Source organism: Pseudoflavonifractor phocaeensis (assembly GCF_021531815.1).
Lineage (GTDB): Bacteria > Bacillota > Clostridia > Oscillospirales > Oscillospiraceae > Lawsonibacter > Lawsonibacter phocaeensis_A.
Map to the genome: position 1 here is coordinate 1 of NZ_JADYUM010000025.1, position 17,837 is coordinate 17,837.

Sequence of the window (17,837 nt, forward strand, 5' to 3'; positions counted from 1 at the left end):
GACCTGATCCCCCCCACCCCCGACCTGGAGGCGCTGCTGTTCCGGCGGTTTGATTCCCTGCTGGAACTGCGGGACTATTTTCAAGCGGTATTTTGAGAAAAAGCATCCTTCCATGATCATGGAAGGATGCTTCTCTCATTTTCCTGCCTCGCTCACGCGTCAACTAAAGCGCAAACGGGTGAAGACGCCGGGGGTGGAAGGTTTCCGACATCTGATTGCTCCCGGGCACCATTCCTTGATCAATTGTGGAGGGGCTGGCGGATGAGGTCAGCCAGACCTAAGCGTAATGTCCCACGAAAAACCCCGGAACGGACGACAGTCCGTTCCGGGGTTTTGTTTTGTATCCGGGACTTGCCGGGAAGGATTACTCCTCGCCGTACATCTTGGTCAGACGGACCAGCTTGTCGTAACGCTTCTTGGCGGTCTCCTCGTTCAGGGCGAACAGCTCCTTGGCGCGCTCGGGGAAGGAGCGGGTCAGGGAGGAGTAGCGGGCCTCGTTCATCAGGAATTCCTGATAGCCGCCGGCGGGAGCCTTGGAGTCCAGAACGAACTTCTTGTCGCCCTCGGCGTCAGGGTTGAACCGGAACAGGTTCCAGTAGCCGCACTCCACGGCCTTCTTCATCTCGGACTGGCAGTTCTGCATGCCGCCCTTGATGGAGTGCATCTCACAGGGAGCGTAGCCGATGATCAGGGAGGGACCGTGATAGGCCTCGGCCTCGGCGATGGCCTTCAGGGTCTGGTTGGGGTTGGCGCCCATGGAGACCTGAGCCACATAGACGTAGCCGTAGGTCATGGCGATCTCAGCCAGGCTCTTCTTGGCGATCTGCTTACCGGCGGAGGCGAACTGAGCCACCTGGCCGATGTTGGAAGCCTTGGAGGCCTGTCCGCCGGTGTTGGAGTACACCTCGGTGTCGAAGACGAAGACGTTGACATCCTCGCCGGAGGCCAGGACGTGGTCCACACCGCCGAAGCCGATGTCGTAGGCCCAGCCGTCGCCGCCGAAAATCCACACGGACTTCTTGGCCAGATACTCCTTCTCAGCCAGGATCTCGCGGCCCAGCTTGCAGGCGTCGCAGGGGCAGCCGGGAACCACAGCGGCCTCCAGAGCGGCCACATAGGCCTTGGTGGCCTCGGCGTTGGCCTGGCCGTCCTCCATGGTGTCCAGCCACTTCTGGGCGGCAACCTTCAGGTCGGCGTCGGCGTAAGCCACGGCGATCAGAGCCTCGGTCTTGGCAGCCAGGCGGTTGCGGATGGCCTTCTGGCCCATATACATGCCCAGGCCGTGCTCGGCGTTATCCTCGAACAGGGAGTTGGCCCAAGCGGGACCGTGACCCTCGGCGTTGGTGGTGTAGGGAGAGGTAGCAGCGGGGCCGCCCCAGATGGAGGAGCAGCCGGTGGCGTTGGAGATATACATCCGGTCGCCGAACAGCTGGGTGATCAGGCGGGCATAGGCGGTCTCGGCGCAGCCGGCGCAGGAGCCAGAGAACTCCAGCAGAGGCTTCTTGAACTGGGAGCCCTTGACGGTCAGGTCGGCCACGTCCTCCTTGACGGAGACGTTCTCCACCATGTAGTTGAAGGCGTCCTGCTGAGCCAGCTCCTCCTCCTGGTTGACCATAGTCAGAGCCTTGGTGGGGCAGATGTTGGCACAGACGGAGCAGCCCATACAATCCAGGGGACTGATGGCCATGGCGTACTTGTAAACGCCCTTGCCCTTGCCGGCCTTCACGTCCACGATCTTGGCGGAAGCGGGAGCCTTGGCGGCCTCCTCCTCGGTCAGCATGAAGGGACGGATGGTGGCGTGGGGGCAGACATAGGCGCACTGGTTGCACTGGATACACTTGGCGGAATCCCAGGTGGGCACAGAGACGGCCACGCCGCGCTTCTCATAGGCGGCGGCGCCCAGCTCGAAGGTGCCGTCCACATGGCCGGTGAAGGCGGAGACAGGCAGGCTGTCGCCGTCCATACGGTCCACGGGCTCCAGGATGTTCTCCACCATCTTGACCAGCTTGGCGGGACCGGTCAGGGTGCTCTCCTTCTTGGCGTCCTCGGCAGTGGCCCAGTCGGCGGGGATCTCCACCTTCTTGAAGGCGGTGGCGCCGGCGTCGATGGCCTTGTGGTTCATGTCCACGATGTCCTGGCCCTTCTTCAGGTAGGACTTGGTGGCGGCGTCCTTCATGTAGCCGATGGCCTCCTCCTGGGGCATGACCTTGGCCAGGGTGAAGAAAGCGGACTGGAGGATGGTGTTGGTGCGCTTGCCCATGCCGATCTGGCGGGCCAGGTCGATGGCGTTGATGGTGTACAGCTGGATGTTGTTCTCAGCGATGTACCGCTTGGCGTTGGCGGACAGGTGGTGGGCCAGCTCCTCGTCCGTCCACTGGCAGTTGATCATGAACACGCCGCCGGGCTTGACGTCGCGGACCATGGGGAAGTCCTTGGTGACGTAGGAGGGGTTGTGGCAGGCCACGAAGTCGGCCTTGTTGATATAGTAGGGGCTCTTGATGGGCTTGTCGCCGAAGCGCAGGTGGCTGATGGTCACGCCGCCGGTCTTCTTGGAGTCGTACTGGAAGTAAGCCTGCACGTATTTGTCGGTGTGGTCGCCGATGATCTTGATGGAGTTCTTGTTGGCGCCCACGGTGCCGTCGCCGCCCAGACCCCAGAACTTGCACTCGATGGTGCCCTCAGCGGCGGTGTTGGGGGCCTTGTGCTCGGGCAGGGAGCTGTCGGTGACGTCGTCCACGATGCCCATGGTGAAGTGGTTCTTGGGAGCGTCCTGAGCCAGGTTCTCATACACAGCGAAGACGCTGCGGGGAGGAGTATCCTTGGAGCCCAAGCCGTAACGGCCGCCCACGACCACCTTGTCGGTGATGCCGGCGCCGGCCAGAGCGGTGACCACGTCCATGAACAGGGGATCGCCCAGAGCGCCGGGCTCCTTGGTGCGGTCCAGAACGGCGATCTTCTTGGCGGTGGCGGGGATGGCCTCGATCAGCTTGTCGGCGCGGAAGGGCCGGTACAGGCGGACCTTCACCAGGCCCACCTTCTCGCCGTGGGCGTTCAGGTAGTCGATGACTTCCTCGGCCACGTCGCAGATGGAGCCCATGGCGATGATGACGCGGTCGGCGTCAGCGGCGCCGTAGTAGTTGAACAGCTTGTAGTCGGTGCCCAGCTTGGCGTTGATCTTGCCCATGTACTCCTCCACGATCTCGGGGAGAGCGTCGTAGTAGGGGTTGCAGGCCTCGCGGTGCTGGAAGAAGATGTCGCCGTTCTCGTGGGAGCCGCGCATGGTGGGACGCTCGGGGTTCAGGGAGCGCTTGCGGAACGCCTCCACGGCGTCCATGTCCACCATCTCGGCCAGGTCGGCGTAATCCCAGATGGCGACCTTCTGGATCTCATGGGAGGTACGGAAGCCGTCGAAGAAGTTGATGAAGGGGACGCGGCCCTTGATGGCGGCCAGATGGGCCACAGGAGCCAGGTCCATGACCTCCTGCACGTTGCCCTCGGCCAGCATGGCGAAGCCGGTCTGGCGGCAGGCCATGACGTCAGAGTGGTCGCCGAAGATGTTCAGAGACTGGGCGGCCACGGTACGGGCGGAAACGTGGAAGACGGCGGGCAGCAGCTCGCCGGCGATCTTGTACATGTTGGGGATCATCAGCAGCAGGCCCTGGGAAGCGGTGTAAGTGGTGGTCAGGGCGCCGGCGTTCAGAGAGCCGTGCACGGTACCGGCGGCGCCGGCCTCGGACTGCATCTCAATGACCTTGACAGTGGTGCCGAAGATATTTTTCTGCCCCTGGGCGGCCCACTGATCCACATAGTCGGCCATGGGGCTGGACGGGGTAATGGGGTAGATGCCGGCCACCTCGGTAAAGGCATAGCTGACATACGCAGCCGCATTGTTGCCGTCCATGGTTTTGAACTTTCTTGCCATAGAGTTCCCTACTTTCTTCCTTATTTGGGGGATAGACGGATCTCCGCCTGTCCATGTTCCACATGCCTGGCCCCCTGCCCCGTGTCCAAAACAGTTATGGCTTCCATAACCGTCTTATTATAGGTCCACATGACAGTACCGCTCCCCGGGAAAGGGGAGCGGGTGGGTCCATTTCGACGGTACTAAGTTTACCACCTTTTTTTTCGTTTGTAAATCTCAATTATGAAATTTTACGCTTTTTTTCAGTCCACATATATACAAAAAATTATACTGTTTTGCCAATGCTTCCCTCGCCTGCTTCTCTGGCTTCCCACATAAAAGCGGTGCTCCGCGTCAACGGAGCACCGCTTTATTACCGCTTCTTTATAACTTTTAGGCCGTGTTTTACAGCTCCAACTTCGCCGCCCTGCTTGCCTCAAAGGAATCCTGGACCCGCTGCCGGAACTCCGGATCGGTCAGCGTCCGGCAGACCATGGACGCGATGAGCCTGCCGCCTGTGGCGATGGCCCGGTGGGCCGCGGGCTTCACCGTCTCATCCCGGAATTCCCCGGTATGCAGGGCGTAGGGCGGATCGCACAGGGAGACCAGGGGCTGGACGGTGGGGCAGCGGTAGCTCGCATTGCCCACGTCCGAGGAACCGCTGGGGGGCAGCTTCTCCCTGCACACCTCTCCCATGCCCTCCAGGACCGCCTTGACCTCCTGCTCCAGGGCCGGCACGCACACCATGTCGTCAAAGCCCTCAAAGCCCTCGGTAAAGCTGACCTCACAGTCCAGGGCGATGGCGGCACCCCTGGCGCACTTTCTGATGATGTCATCCATCAGGCGCAGCTTTCCTTGGGAGTCAGTACGAAACTCCAGCCGCACCTCCGCCCGGTCCGGCAGGATGTTGGGGGCCTTGCCGCCGTCGGTGATGATCCCGTTGACCCGGATGTCCGGGGTGAAGCACTCCCGGCGGGCGTCGATCAGGTCCAGGAACTTTCGGGCAGCCGACAGGGCGTTATGTCCGCTCCAGGGGGAGGCCGCGGCGTGGGCGGACAGGCCCCTGAACTCCACCAGGTAGCACTGCAGGCTCAGCACGTCCATATCCGTCACATGGGCGCCTCCGCTCCAGCTGTGGGCCATGATGGCCAATGACATGCCGTCGAACACGCCCCGCTTCGCCATACCCACTTTTGCTCCGTTGTCCTCCTCCGCGGGCGTGCCGATCGCATACAGCGTCCCGGGGAACCGGTCCTTCAGGTCGGCCAGGGCCAGGGCCGCCAGGACCGACATGGCGCAGCTGGCGTTGTGGCCGCAGGCGTGTCCCAGTCCGGGCAGGGCGTCATACTCCACCAGGATGGCTGCGGACGGGCCGCTGCCATTGCCGATCACCCCGCGGAAAGCGGTCTCCCGGCCGTCAAAAGGATACTCCACCTCATACCCCGCGTTTCTGAGCAGCTCCACGACCTTTGCGCTGGAGCGGAACTCCTGGTCAGGGAGTTCCGGGTTGGCATACAGGTCGTCGCTGAGTTCCACGGCCAGCGGCTGGTACTTCTCCACCGCCGCTTTGATCAAGGGTTCCAACCGGTGTTCCGACATCAGTATTTCCTCCCAATTCCATTTCATTTTGCGCGCAGATGCGGTCTCCGCCGCACCTTCTCTCCCCTGCATTCTACCTTGCTTTTTCCATTTGGTCAACCGGCTTGCAAAACCGCCCCGGACCAATCAAGCTTGATCCGGGGCGGTTGGAGTATATTCACGAAAGGGCGTCCAGCACCCGCTCTACCTCCTGCGGGGAAAGCTGACCGACGGAAATCACCGGCGCCGGGTCCGCCTCATAGCCGGCCAGGCTCTTTTCAAACCACAGCACGTCGTACCAGACGCCGTCTTTGAAGCCGGCGTTCCGGTGCACGCCCAGCAGGCGGAAGCCCAGGGCCCGGTGGAGTCCCTCACTGGCCGGGTTGGGGGAGGTGACCACCCCGTAGGCAGTCTTGACGCCCTGCAGCCGCAGCAGCTCCATCAGGGCCGAGTAGAGGGCGCGGCCCACGCCCCGGCCCGCGGCTTCCGGAGCCAGGTAAATGGACAGCTCCGTATTCCACTGGTAGGCCGCCCGCTCCCGTTCCGGGTGGGCGTAGGCGTAGCCCACCGCCTTTCCCGCCTCCTCCACTACCAGATAGGGGTACCGCTCCAAAGTGGAGGAGATCCGCCGGGCGAATTTCTCCCGGGAGGGCAGGTCGTACTCAAAGGTGATGGGGGTGTGGATATACCGGGCGTAGATGTCCAGCAGCGCCTGGGCGTCCTCCGGCACGGCAAAACGCAGTTTCATGGTTCTTCCTCCCGGTTTCAGACCCGAATACGCTCGATACCGTCCACCGCCGCCTGGACCATGGCGTCGATGTCCAGCTTGGACTCGGCCAGCTCCACCTCGCCGGGAAGAGGACGCAGCCTGGGGTGACGGGGGGTGAATACGGTGCAGCAGTCCTCATAGGGCAGGATCGAGGTGTCGTAGGTGCCGATCTTCCGGGAGATCTGGACGATCTCCTCCTTGTCCAGGCCGATGCAGGGACGGAGGATGGGCAGGTCCACCACCGCCCCGGTGACGTTCATGGCCTCCATGGTCTGGCTGGCCACCTGGCCCAGGCACTCTCCGGTGACCAGGGCCTTGGCCCCGATGCGCTGGGCCACCGCCCGGGAAATGCGCATCATAAAGCGGCGCATGATGATGGTGAACAGCTCCTCGGGACAGGAGCGGCGCAGCTCCTCCTGGATGGCGGTGAAGGGGACCACATGGATGGTCATGTGGCCGCACCAGGGGGTGAGCAGCCGGGCCAGCTCAATGACCTTGTCCTTGGCCTCAGGGGAGGTGTAGGGGTAGGAGAAAAAGTGGACCATCTCCAGGGACACTCCGCGCTTGGCGATCATGTAGCTGGCCACCGGGGAGTCAATCCCACCGGACAGCAGGGACACCGCACGGCCGTTGATGCCCACGGGCAGACCGCCGGCGCCGGGCTCCGGGTCGGCGTGGACAAAGGCGGCGTAATCCCGGATCTCCACATAGACCGTGAGCTCCGGATGGTGGACGTCCACCTTCAGGTTGGGATACAGCTCGTCCAGCTCGCCGCCCACATATTGGCTGAGCTGAATGGAGGTCATGGGGAAGGTCTTGTCCGCCCGTTTGGTCTCCACCTTGAAGGTCCGGGCGGAGGACAGCTGTTCATCCAGGTACTCCCGGCAGGCGGCCAGGATGGCGTCTTTGTCCTTTTCACAGGCCCGAGCCCGGCTGAGGCCCACCACACCGAAGACCTTCTTCATGGCCTCCCAGGCCCCGTCCATGTCACAGTCCCCGTTCATGGGCTCCACGTAGGTGGTGGACTGGCGGGTATACACCCGGAACTGGCCCAGGCCGTTGAGACGGCGGTGGATGTTGGCCTGTAATTTGTCCTCAAAGCTGCGGCGGTTCAGGCCTTTCAAGACCAGTTCTCCCAGTTTGAGCAGGATCATTTCATTCATATTGTCAGACGGTCCTTTCTTTATCATGACGGTATCTGCACCAAGTGAGCGGCATTATAGCCGATATTTCTGAAATTGTCCAGTGAAATCCACCAAACCATCCACAAAAATTTACCGTCCCAACAAAAACAGGTTTTTGTCTCCGGCAAAGTTGGAGAAAGAGTACAGCACCACCACGGCGTCGATGTCGTGCTCCTCCACATAGCTTTTGATACTGGTCAGATTATACCGCAGGTCAAACAGGTGGATCTGGGAGAAGCACTCCGTCAGGAAGGGAGCCAGGGAGTCGGAGTAGGAGTCCCGGACCAGGAGGACCTTGGGAGCGCCGGTATGCTCCGTCTCTATCACGCACAGGGGCTGGTTGCCCCCCAGGAAGTAGGAATATTTGTCCTTTTTTTCCAGATAGCTGTCCACATACAGGCTGCCCTCGGTGGGGGTGCCGTCAAAATAGGAGGTGACCTTCACGCCCTCCCCGGAAACGTAGGTGTCGATCTGGTCCGGGCGTACCCAGCGGACCCCCGAGGATGAGAAAATGGTGCCGTTGAAGTCCTGGGATACGGTGGTTTTGTGGTAATTGTTCAGGTCCAAAGGCTCCAGCCCCATGGCCTCCAACAGGGCGTTGGCCCCATAGAAGGCGCCCAGGCTGGTCCAGTGGTGGTCGGTGCGGTAGTAGATGGCCTCGCCTTTGTGGGCGGCCAGGGCCCCGGCCATGTCGATGGTCTCCGCCCCGGTGGAGAAGTACAGCCGGTCGATGATGGACAACTCGTCGGCGGTGGGCGCGCCCGCGGGCAGCTTGTCCGCCCAGGTGGCGGCGGCGGTGGGGATCAGGCCGAAATAGACGGGGACGGGGACGTTGCCCACCAAGGCGTCCACATAGTCCATGTCCTGGGCCAGCAGGTCCGGGTCAGGCTCCTCCACCCGGTTGATGAGGGTGTCGTCCTTGGCGAAGTAGACGCCGTTGTTTTCCTTCTTCCCGGAGAGGCGCTCACACCAGGCCTTTGCCGCCACCCAGAAGTCCCGTCCCACGATATGGTCGGATACATAGGCCTCGGCATCCTCCATAAACTCCCCGTCTTTGAGAGCCTCCAGGCTCAGCGCGGGTGCCTTTTCCAGATAGCGGTTCTCCAGCTGGGAGAATTCCTGTTTGGGCAGCAGCAGGCTGAGCAGAAAGACGCCGCCGGTAAAGGCGCAAAACAGGGCGGTGAGACAAACAGCATATTTTTTCGTCATGCGTCGCGCCTCCTCAGAACCGGAAATACAGGAAGGGGTTGTAGGTGCCGTCCACCAGGTAGGCGGTGCACAGCGTCAGGCCGGCCAGGACCAGCACCGCTCCGGCGATCTGGGCCGTCCACTGGGGCAGCTTATGGTAGAGCCGGACGCCCAGAGGCGTGGAAGCTAGGACGGCCACCGCTAGAATGGGCAGGTAGCTGGTCAGATAGTAGACCAGGGAGCCGTCAGCCAGGGCCGCGCCGCCCAGGCCGAACATGGTTTTCAGATAGGCGGTCAAATGGCCAAAGTCCTCAATGGCAAAGATGGGCCAGCTGACCAGGACCAGAAACAGGGTGTACAGGTGCCCGGCCCAGCGGGGCAGCCCATCCAGAAGGCGGAGCACAAACTTTTTCTCCAGCACCAGGATCAAGCCGAAGTACAGGCCCCAGATCAGGTAGTTCCAGCTGGCCCCGTGCCAGATGCCGGTGGCGGCCCATACGATGAGGAGGTTGAGGTAGCGGCGGGCAGGCCGTACCCGGCTGCCCCCCAGGGGGATATAGAGGTACTCCCGGAACCAGGTGCCCAGGGAGATGTGCCACCGCCGCCAGAATTCCGTGGCGCTCCGGGAGACATAGGGGTGGTCGAAGTTGGGCAGAAACTCAAAGCCCAGCATCCGCCCCAGGCCGGTAGCCATATCGGAGTAACCGGAGAAATCAAAGTAGATCTGGAGGCTGAAGGCAAGGGCGCCCAGCCAGGCCCCAGCCACTGTCAATTCGGCGGGCGCCATGGCCTTGCAGATGTCCCACAGCATCCCCACATTGTTGGCGATGAGCACCTTTTTCGCCATGCCAACCATGAAGATCTGGACCCCGGAGGCGAATTTCTCAACGGAGGTATCCCGGCTGTCGATCTGGTCCCCCAGGTCCTTGTACTTAATGATGGGACCGGCGATCAGCTGGGGAAACAGGGTGACGAAGGTGCCGAAGTTCAGAATGGACCGCTGGGCCCGGGCGTCGCCACGGTAGACGTCGATGGTGTAGCTCATGGTCTGGAAGGTGTAGAAGGAGATGCCGATGGGCAGGTGGATGTTCAGCACAGGCATGAAGGTCAGCCCCGCCGCCTGGAGGGAGGAAGCAATAAAATCCCAGTATTTGAAGAAGAACAGCAGGGCCAGGTTGAACAGGATGGAGGAGGCGACAGCCATCCGGGCCCCCCTGTCGTTGCCGCGGCTCTTACACCGCTCCACCAGCAAACCGTGGGTGAAGTCGATGGCGGTGGACAGAAACATGATGACCACATAGGTCTGCTCACCCCAGTAGTAAAACAGCAGGGAGGCGCACAGCAGCACCAGGTTCCGAAACCGCCGGGGGACCACATAGTAGGCCAGCAGGGTCAGGACCAGAAAATAGAATAAGAATATGGGGGTGGAAAAGACCATCAGATTTCCTCCTCGCAGAAACGGCGGACGATGGCTCGTCCGCCGGTGTGTGTGGGATATCAATTTTGGTTTACCGGCCTAAGGAACCTAAAACCTATGTCATGTAGGGCAAGGGCTCTGCCCTTGCCTTTTCCGGGCATCTGAAATACTGGGAGAAATCTGCGCATGGAACACTTCGACTGCGGGCGAGACGGGAGATAGGGATGTTTCGCCCCCGGGCGAGCTACTTTCCAGGGAAGGAAAGTAGCCAAAGTTCCCTGGGCCTGCGGGCCCGGACCCGATGAGAGTCCGATTGGGAAAGTGTTCCTCACGTCCGGCGCACAAAGCCCGGTTTTGTTGCCTCTCCTTCCGGGCCTTCGGCCCTGGATCGGGGAAACCTGGATTGGAACAGCCGCTGAATATCAGCGCCTGGGTTTCTCAACTGTGCGGCGTAGTTCTTGACCGCGCTGGCCCGCTCCACTGCACAGCGTGATTTATCGGCAGTCCGCATAGGTCAGTCCTACAGAGCGTAAAACTGCTACCTCATAGACAAAAATCTACCGTTTAAAACAGGGCGTTAAAATCATTGATAATGGACTGGTACTTGTCGTTGACCACCATCATGATGTAATTGCCGTTGGAGACCACTTTGGAGCACTCGCTCCAGATCCGGGTGGGTTCGGGGTACCAGGCGCCGCCGTTGGCCATGTTGTCGATACGGGCCTGGAGGATCGCCTTGACAGCGTCCACATCCTTGCCGTCCTTCACCTGGACCAGGACCAGTTCCCCCATGTTCATGCTCATCATGGTGGCGTAGACCAGGCACTGTTCGGTGGCGATGCCGGTCAGACCGGGATAGAAGGCGTCGGTCATCTCCTGATCGGCCAGTTCCAGGAAATTGGAGAACTCATAGGTACCGTTGAGGGCGTCGTGGAAGGCGGCCAGATCCACCTTGCCAGCGGGGGCGGGGGCAGAGCTGGAGGAACCGGAGGAGCTGTCAGGCTTGTCCGTTTCGACCGTTTCCTCCCACCGGCAGCGGACCACGCACTGGGCGGTCAGTTCGCCGGCTTGGGCGGTGATGGTGGCGGTGCCGGGGGCCACGGCGGTGACGGTGCCGTCCTCAGACACGGTGGCCACGCTCTTGTCGCTGGAGGTCCAGGTCAGTTCGGCCTTGTCCATACCCGTCACGGCGGCTTTCAGCTTCCAGGAGGCCCCGGCGGACTTCAGGGTGAAGTCGCTTTTGCTCAAAGACAGGGAGGCGGCCGCCGTGGACTCATCTGCGGGAGGGGTGGACGAAGCAGAACTGCTGCCGCCGGACTGGCCGGCATCCGGCGCGGAGACGTCGGGCTGGCTGCCATCGGGCGACGAGGTATCGGGCGCAGAGGTGTCAGGGGCGGAGGTGCTGGCGCTGCTCCCGCTGGAGGCGGAGCCAGGGGCGGGATTGTTGTCCTTGCCGCCGCAGGAGGACAGGAGGGAGAGGGACAGGGCGCAGGCCAGAGCCAGAGACAGGATGCGTCGCTTCATGATAAAAAAACTCCTTTTCGGGGCTGAAAAATCAGCGTATATTTGGGGGCGCTGTCTGGTTGGACGCTGGCGCAGGGAAAAGGTTCCCCATGAGCAAGAAAATTTCAGCCGATCCAGGAGACGGGATTGCCCTTGTGCTCCCGGCGGCCGGGATGGACCGGATCGGCGGGCCAGCCCAGGGAGAGAGAGGCGCAGATGCGCTCCTCATCAGTGAGGCCGATGGGAGCCAGCAGGGCACGCAGTTCCGGGTCGTCGGTGAGGTGGTAGGGCTGATTGATCCAGCAGGACCCCACCCCCATGGCGGAGGCGGCCAGCATCATGTTTTCCATGGCGCAGGAGGCGTCCTGAATGGCGCTGCGGTTGCTTTTGGCGTTCGCCACCAGAACCAGAGCGGGGGCGCCGTAACGGCAGTCACGGCCGTCGAAGCCCTCCAGGCGCCGGCTTACCGTGGCGCTGATGCCGGCGAGCAGCTCGGGATCGGTGATGACAAAGAAGTGGTTCAGCTGACGGCTCATGGCGCTGGGGGCGTAACGGCCGGCCTCCACGATGGCGGCCAGGGTGGGCCGGTCCAGAGGGTCGGGCCGATAGGCGCGGCAGCTGCGGCGGTCCAGGATTAGATTCAGAAATTCCTTGTTATGTTCCATGATGATTGTCCTTTCAAAAAGAAACGCAGGCAGGCGTTTCATCCTTAAATATAGTATGTTCCGCTGCGCGGGGAACTGTCAGCTTATTATACCAGCCTTTCGGTAAAAATACCATAGCCTGCCGCGTTTTCCTCTTGACAACCGGAAAGCAAAGTAGTATATTACAATCAAACATGTGAATATGTGTTCATATATGGAAAGGAGAGGCAGAATGGATTTTCTGGAATCCCCCTGCTGCGAGGAAAACCTGGTCCATCCGGACGCGGTGGAGCGGGTACGCAGCCTGCTGCCCCAAGACGAGACTTTGTACGACCTGGCGGAGCTGTTTAAAATTTTCGGAGACAGCACCCGGGTCAAGATCCTGTACGCCCTGCTGGAGTCGGAGCTGTGTGTGTGCGACATCGCCAAGCTGATGGAGGTTTCCCAGAGCGCGGTGTCCCACCAGCTGAGAGTGTTGAAGGGCAGTAAGCTGGTCAAGTTCCGCCGGGAGGGCAAGGTGGTCTACTATTCTTTGGCAGACGAACATGTGATCCGCATCCTGTCCCAGGGCATGGAGCATATTCTCGAGTAAATACCCAGACCCCGGTGAAGAACAGCAACGATAAATAAAATCGGAAAAGGAGAGGCATACCATGAAAAAGACGTTTAAACTGATCGACCTGGACTGTGCCAACTGCGCCGCCAAAATGGAGGCCGCGATCAGAAAGCTGGACGGCGTCACGGACGCCACCGTCAGCTTTATGACCCAGAAAATGACCATCGAGGGGGACGACGCCCGGTTTGACGCCATCGTCAAGGAGGCGGTCAAGGTGTGTAAAAAAGTGGAGCCTGACTGCGAAGTCGTGGTGAAATAAATTTTAGTTTATAGGGGCAAATGGATTTCGCCCTGCGGGGCAATTCACCTCGAGAATCGCCGTGGGACGGCCAGGGCGGCCTCGGGCTGTGCCCTCCGCCGCCAATGACCTTACCCCCGGTCCCCGTTACGGGAGTCCCGCGGCCTTGCGTTGGGCCCAGGCCGCAAAATTCGAATGGACTCACACCGCCTTTTTTCTTCGCAAAATCTGGAGGTTTTACGGGGGATCAGCAATATGGCCCGCCTCGGTCACGGCATGACATGTCCCTGACACTCCTTACCTCCGTGGCCCGCCGGGGCCGCCCGGTGGGACGTGCCACTGAATCTAGTTTTGCACAGCGGGGCGGGGCAGCACAGTCAGGAACCACGCCGCACAATTCGGAGCCCCAGGCGCTGACATCCGGTGGCTGTTCTTATCCAAATTCGTTTCACTCAGGGCCGAAGGCCCGGATGGAGAGGCAACAAAACCGGACTTTGTGCGCCGGACGTGAGGCAGACTTTTTTGCAGGACGCCCCTTGGGGCCGGGGCCGAAGCCCCGGAGATTTTTTGGGTACTTTTGTATCTCTACAAAAGCACCTCGCCCGGGGGCGAAACATCCCCACTCCCCCGTCCCGCCCGCAGGCGATGCTCCAGTTTCCGTGTTCCCTTGCCGTGGCGGCCCCAAGGGACCGCCCTACCTGAACGCAGAATAACGTCCGTCAAAGGCAAGGGCAGAGTCCTTGCCCCACATCACATAGGGTTTCGATTCCATGGGCCGATAAACCAAAACTTACCCCTTTGCTGAACTCAAAGGAGCGATGACCGATGACAAAAAAGCAAAAGAAGATGCTCTGGCGCATTCTGGCCAGCGCGGTGCTGTTTCTGGCGTTCAAACTGGCGGGTGTGACGGGGTGGCTGGGCCTGTTCTGCTACCTGGTCCCCTACGCCATCATCGGCTGGGATGTGCTGTGGCGGGCGGTCCGCAATATCTGCAGCGGCCAGGTTTTTGACGAAAACTTCCTCATGGCGGTGGCCACTGTGGGCGCCTTTGGCTGCGGGGAATACCCCGAGGCGGTGGCGGTCATGCTGTTCTACCAGGTGGGCGAGCTGTTCCAGAGCGTAGCGGTGGCCCGCAGCCGCCAGTCCATCGCCGCCCTCATGGACATCCGGCCCGACTACGCCAATGTGGAGCGGGCGGGCCAGCTGATCCAGGTGGACCCGGACGAGGTGTCGGTGGGAGACCTGATCGTCATTAAGCCCGGGGAGCGGGTGCCCTTGGACGGCGTGGTGGCGGAGGGAACCTCCTCTCTGGACACCGCCGCCCTCACCGGGGAATCCATGCCCCGGGATGTGGTCCCGGGCCAGGATGTGGTCAGCGGCTGCGTCAACCTGACCGGTCTGCTCCGGGTGAAGGTAAGCAAGCCCTTTGGCGAGTCCACTGTGTCCAAGATCCTGGAGCTGGTGGAAAATTCCGCCTCCAAAAAAGCGAAAGCGGAAAACTTTATCACCAAGTTTGCCCGGTACTATACCCCGTCGGTGGTCTTCGCCGCTTTGGCGCTGGCCGCTCTGCCTCCCCTGCTGGGGATGGGGGCTTTCTCCATGTGGCTGAAGCGGGCTCTGATCTTCCTGGTGGTATCCTGCCCCTGCGCGCTGGTCATCTCCATTCCCCTCAGCTTTTTCGGCGGCATCGGGGGGGCCTCCAAGCAGGGCATCCTGGTCAAGGGGGGCAACTATCTGGAGGCCCTGGCCAATGCGGGGATCGTGGTCTTTGACAAGACAGGCACCCTGACCCGGGGGACCTTCGCGGTGACCCAGGTCCGCCCGGTGGGAATGACGGAGGAGGAGCTGCTCACGCTGGCCGCCCTGGCTGAGCGGTTCAGCGACCATCCCATTTCCAAGTCCATCCGGGCCGCCGCCCCCGAGGGGCTGGACCCGGAACGGGCCACCTCCGCCGAGGAGATCGCCGGCCACGGCGTCAAAGCGGTGGTGGACGGCGCCACGGTCTGGGCGGGCAACGCCAAGCTGATGGATCTGGCGGGAGCCCGGTGTGACGGGACAGAGACACAGGCAGGCACGGTGATCCATGTGGCGCTGGAGGACCACTACGCCGGCTGCATCGTGGTGGCTGACCAGGTGAAGGAGTCCTCCCCCCGGGCCTTGCAGGCTCTGAAAGCCGCCGGCATCCGGAAAACGGTGATGCTCACCGGAGACGCCCCGGCGGTGGGCGAGGCTGTGGGCCGGGAGCTGGGGATCGACCAGGTCCACGCCGGGCTGCTGCCCGGAGACAAGGTGGAGCAGGTGGAGCGCCTGCTGACGGAAAAGAGGCCGGGAGAACAGCTGGTCTTCGTGGGAGATGGGATCAACGACGCGCCCGTACTGTCCCGGGCGGACATCGGAGTGGCCATGGGGGCCATGGGTTCCGACGCCGCCATCGAGGCCGCCGACATTGTCCTGATGGACGACGATCTGGCCAAGCTGCCCGTGGCGGTGGGCATCGCCCGGAAGACGCTGAACATCGTCCGCCAGAACATTGTCTTCGCCCTTGGGGTCAAGTTTCTGGTGCTTGCCCTGTCGGCGGTGGGCCTGGCCAACATGTGGATAGCCGTTTTCGCCGATGTGGGCGTGTCTGTCATCGCCATCCTGAACGCCAGCCGGATGCTGAAAGCAAGCTAAAAAAGTGGACTGCCGCCGGGCAGTCCACTTTTTTGTCTGTCAGGATAAAAGGTCAAACAGGCATCCCCACACATAGTCCAGATCCTCGAAAGGGACATCGGGTGAGAGGCGGAACACCGCCAGACCGTTTTCCTGGCCGGCGGAGACGCCGTATTCCCCCTCCAAACGGCCGAGCACCCGGGCGGTGTCGTGGCCTGGGAATCGGGCGGTCACCACTCCCGCGTTCTGGTCAGCCTCCAGCACCTCCGGGCCGCCGGGGCCGAAGTCTCTCAGCCGGGCATCCAGGTGGCGGACCAGACGGGCGGTTATGTTCTCCTGTCCCGGAGTGCTCCGGGCTGTTTTTAAATCGACATTTCTCATAATCTTGTCTCCAAGGGGGTGCTGACCACGAAATGATTGTTTTCCAGCTGCCGCAGCAGGGAGGTCAGCACCCGTCCCGTGTTGGCGGTGCCCGGCAGGGTCAGGTAGGTGGTCCGTGTCCGGCCCTCCAGACGGCGCAGGGTGTTGGAGGCGAAGGTGCCGGCACCCACCGTGTCGGTGGGCGAGAGGGAAAGCGTCTCATTCCAGCACACCCACCCCTCGCTCTCCAGAAGGGCGCGCTGGTCCTTGGGGACCCGGGCCAGCGTGGTCCGGATGTGGGCGTTCTGCTCCAGAATCTGGTTGCCCGCCTCCAGCAGGGCGCGGGTCGCCTGCGGATCGTCCCCTTCCGCCAGAATACCGATGCTGTGTCCGGTGCCCAGAATACGGCGGACGAGGCCGCTGTTTTCCTCCAGCGCCTGGGGGGTCATCAAAAAGAGCGCGTATTTCCCCTGACTGTCCAGCGCGTCCAGGACCCCGTCCAGCTCCCCGCCGGCCTGGCAGAGAAAGGCCAGATAGGTGCGCACACTGGCGGAGGAGGGGTCATCCTCATTCTGCGGCGGCGTGACGGAGGGTGTGGTGGGTGCGGCGGGATCGGGCGTGGGATTCAGGCTCTGGTTGTATTCCCGCAGCCGGCGGTTGATCAGCCCGCTGGCTGCGTCGATAAATTTGGCGTCGGACAACACCACCGCGTCGCTTTTGATCCGAACCAGATAGCCCTGACTGATGGAGGTATAGGACCACTCCAGGCCGAAAAAGCTGCACACCGTGTTCACGGGAACGTAGGGACGGCCATTGCGCATGATGGCCCGGGCGGAGTAAGTCTCTCCGGTCAGTTCATCCCGGCACGTGCCTGTTTTCACATTGAAGACCAGAAACTTGCTCGTACTGTACATAAACGCCAAAGAGCCGGTGTCCCGGTTGTAACTGCAGTAGAGGCCCAAGTCGATGCCGCTGTTGGTGCTGCTGTCGAAAATGGTGTAGGGCACATAGAGTTGACTGCCGGACCAGACCGGCATGGTGTCAGGCGTCAGGGGGAGCAGGTTGTCATTGACGGAAGTGAAGTAAAGGTCGGCGGCGGACACAGGGAGCGGGAGCAGAAGAGCCAAACAAAAAACCGCAGTAAGCAGTCTGATCAGAAGCCTGTGTTTTTTTTCCATTCCGGCACCCCCTTCCGCACTTTAGCTGTGGGAATCATTATATCATAATATCATAAAAGGAACAAGGGCGGTAAATTTTAGTTTGTATTAAGTTATCGCCTGCGGGCGGGACGGGGGATGGAGATATTTCGCCCCCGGGCGAGGTACTTTTGTAGAGATACAAAAGTACCCAAAAAATCTCCGGGGCTTCGGCCCCGGACCCCAAGGGGCGTCCTACAAAAAAGTCTGCCTCACGTCCGGCGCACATCCCCTGGTTTTGCTACCCCGCCATCCGGGCCTTCGGCCCTGGGTGGATCAAACTTGAATACAGACAGCCGCTGAATACCGCGCCTGCGTTTCCGAACTGTGCGGCGTAATTCTTGGCTGCGCTGCCCCGTTGCACATACCTTGATTCGGAGGCATCCCCCACCGGGCGGCCACGGCGGGCCACGGGAGTAAGAAGCATCAAGAACAGGTTTTGCCTGTATCGAGGCGGGCTGTATTGCTGATCCCCCGTAAAACCTCCGAATTTTGCGAAGCAAAAAGGCGGTGTGAGTCCATTCAAATTTTGCTGCCTGGGACCAACGCAGGGCCGCCTGCTCTCCCGTATCAGGGGGTCCGGGGGATGGG

At 61.5% G+C, this 17,837-nt stretch carries 13 protein-coding genes; 3 read left to right on the forward strand and 10 right to left on the reverse strand.

What is annotated here, in order from left to right; translation table 11 throughout:
• Window positions 1–364 precede the first annotated feature (364 nt).
• The 8 genes from nifJ to I6E42_RS11900 all read right to left on the reverse strand — a co-directional run bounded on the left by nifJ (window position 365) and on the right by I6E42_RS11900 (window position 12,205).
• Window positions 365–3,922: a pyruvate:ferredoxin (flavodoxin) oxidoreductase gene (gene nifJ / locus I6E42_RS11865; protein WP_235372224.1), complete on the reverse strand. Its 3,558-nt coding sequence runs from the start codon at window positions 3,920–3,922 to the stop codon at window positions 365–367.
• Window positions 3,923–4,306: 384 nt separating this feature from the next.
• Window positions 4,307–5,500: an amidohydrolase gene (locus tag I6E42_RS11870; protein WP_235372225.1), complete on the reverse strand. Its 1,194-nt coding sequence runs from the start codon at window positions 5,498–5,500 to the stop codon at window positions 4,307–4,309.
• Window positions 5,501–5,657: 157 nt separating this feature from the next.
• A complete protein-coding gene (locus I6E42_RS11875) occupies window positions 5,658–6,227 on the reverse strand; it encodes a GNAT family N-acetyltransferase (protein ID WP_235372226.1) in 570 nt (189 codons plus the stop codon).
• Window positions 6,228–6,244: 17 nt separating this feature from the next.
• Entirely contained in the window at window positions 6,245–7,411 is a 1,167-nt protein-coding gene (gene thiI / locus I6E42_RS11880) for a tRNA uracil 4-sulfurtransferase ThiI (RefSeq protein WP_235372227.1), read from the reverse strand.
• A gap of 111 nt (window positions 7,412–7,522) precedes the next feature.
• Window positions 7,523–8,641: a DHHW family protein gene (locus I6E42_RS11885; RefSeq protein ID WP_235372228.1), complete on the reverse strand. Its 1,119-nt coding sequence runs from the start codon at window positions 8,639–8,641 to the stop codon at window positions 7,523–7,525.
• A 13-nt stretch (window positions 8,642–8,654) separates the two neighbouring features.
• Window positions 8,655–10,058 carry an MBOAT family O-acyltransferase gene (locus I6E42_RS11890; RefSeq protein WP_235372229.1) on the reverse strand — a complete coding sequence of 468 codons (1,404 nt, stop codon included), beginning with the start codon at window positions 10,056–10,058 and terminating at the stop codon, window positions 8,655–8,657.
• A 543-nt stretch (window positions 10,059–10,601) separates the two neighbouring features.
• Window positions 10,602–11,561, reverse strand: a complete 960-nt coding sequence (locus tag I6E42_RS11895) for an Ig-like domain-containing protein (RefSeq protein WP_235372230.1) — start codon at window positions 11,559–11,561, stop codon at window positions 10,602–10,604.
• Window positions 11,562–11,665: 104 nt separating this feature from the next.
• Window positions 11,666–12,205, reverse strand: a complete 540-nt coding sequence (locus tag I6E42_RS11900) for a nitroreductase family protein (RefSeq protein WP_235372231.1) — start codon at window positions 12,203–12,205, stop codon at window positions 11,666–11,668.
• A 211-nt stretch (window positions 12,206–12,416) separates the two neighbouring features.
• Here I6E42_RS11900 and I6E42_RS11905 point away from each other — a divergent pair, with 211 nt between their 5' ends.
• The 3 genes from I6E42_RS11905 (at window position 12,417) to I6E42_RS11915 (ending at window position 15,711) form a co-directional block, all read left to right on the forward strand.
• Window positions 12,417–12,776, forward strand: a complete 360-nt coding sequence (locus tag I6E42_RS11905) for an ArsR/SmtB family transcription factor (RefSeq protein WP_235372232.1) — start codon at window positions 12,417–12,419, stop codon at window positions 12,774–12,776.
• A gap of 61 nt (window positions 12,777–12,837) precedes the next feature.
• On the forward strand, window positions 12,838–13,059 hold the full coding sequence (locus I6E42_RS11910) for a cation transporter (RefSeq protein ID WP_235372233.1): 222 nt from the start codon (window positions 12,838–12,840) through the stop codon (window positions 13,057–13,059).
• An 804-nt stretch (window positions 13,060–13,863) separates the two neighbouring features.
• Entirely contained in the window at window positions 13,864–15,711 is a 1,848-nt protein-coding gene (locus I6E42_RS11915) for a heavy metal translocating P-type ATPase (RefSeq protein WP_235372234.1), read from the forward strand.
• A 39-nt stretch (window positions 15,712–15,750) separates the two neighbouring features.
• Here the strand turns inward: I6E42_RS11915 and I6E42_RS11920 are convergent, their stop codons facing one another.
• Together I6E42_RS11920 and I6E42_RS11925 are read right to left on the reverse strand one after the other, a co-directional pair.
• Complete coding sequence (locus I6E42_RS11920) at window positions 15,751–16,071, reverse strand: hypothetical protein (RefSeq protein ID WP_235372235.1); 321 nt, start codon at window positions 16,069–16,071, stop codon at window positions 15,751–15,753.
• Window positions 16,068–17,228: a polysaccharide deacetylase family protein gene (locus I6E42_RS11925; RefSeq protein WP_235372236.1), complete on the reverse strand. Its 1,161-nt coding sequence runs from the start codon at window positions 17,226–17,228 to the stop codon at window positions 16,068–16,070. Before I6E42_RS11925 ends, I6E42_RS11920 begins: the two co-directional genes overlap by 4 nt.
• Between the last annotated feature and the right edge of the window lie 609 nt (window positions 17,229–17,837).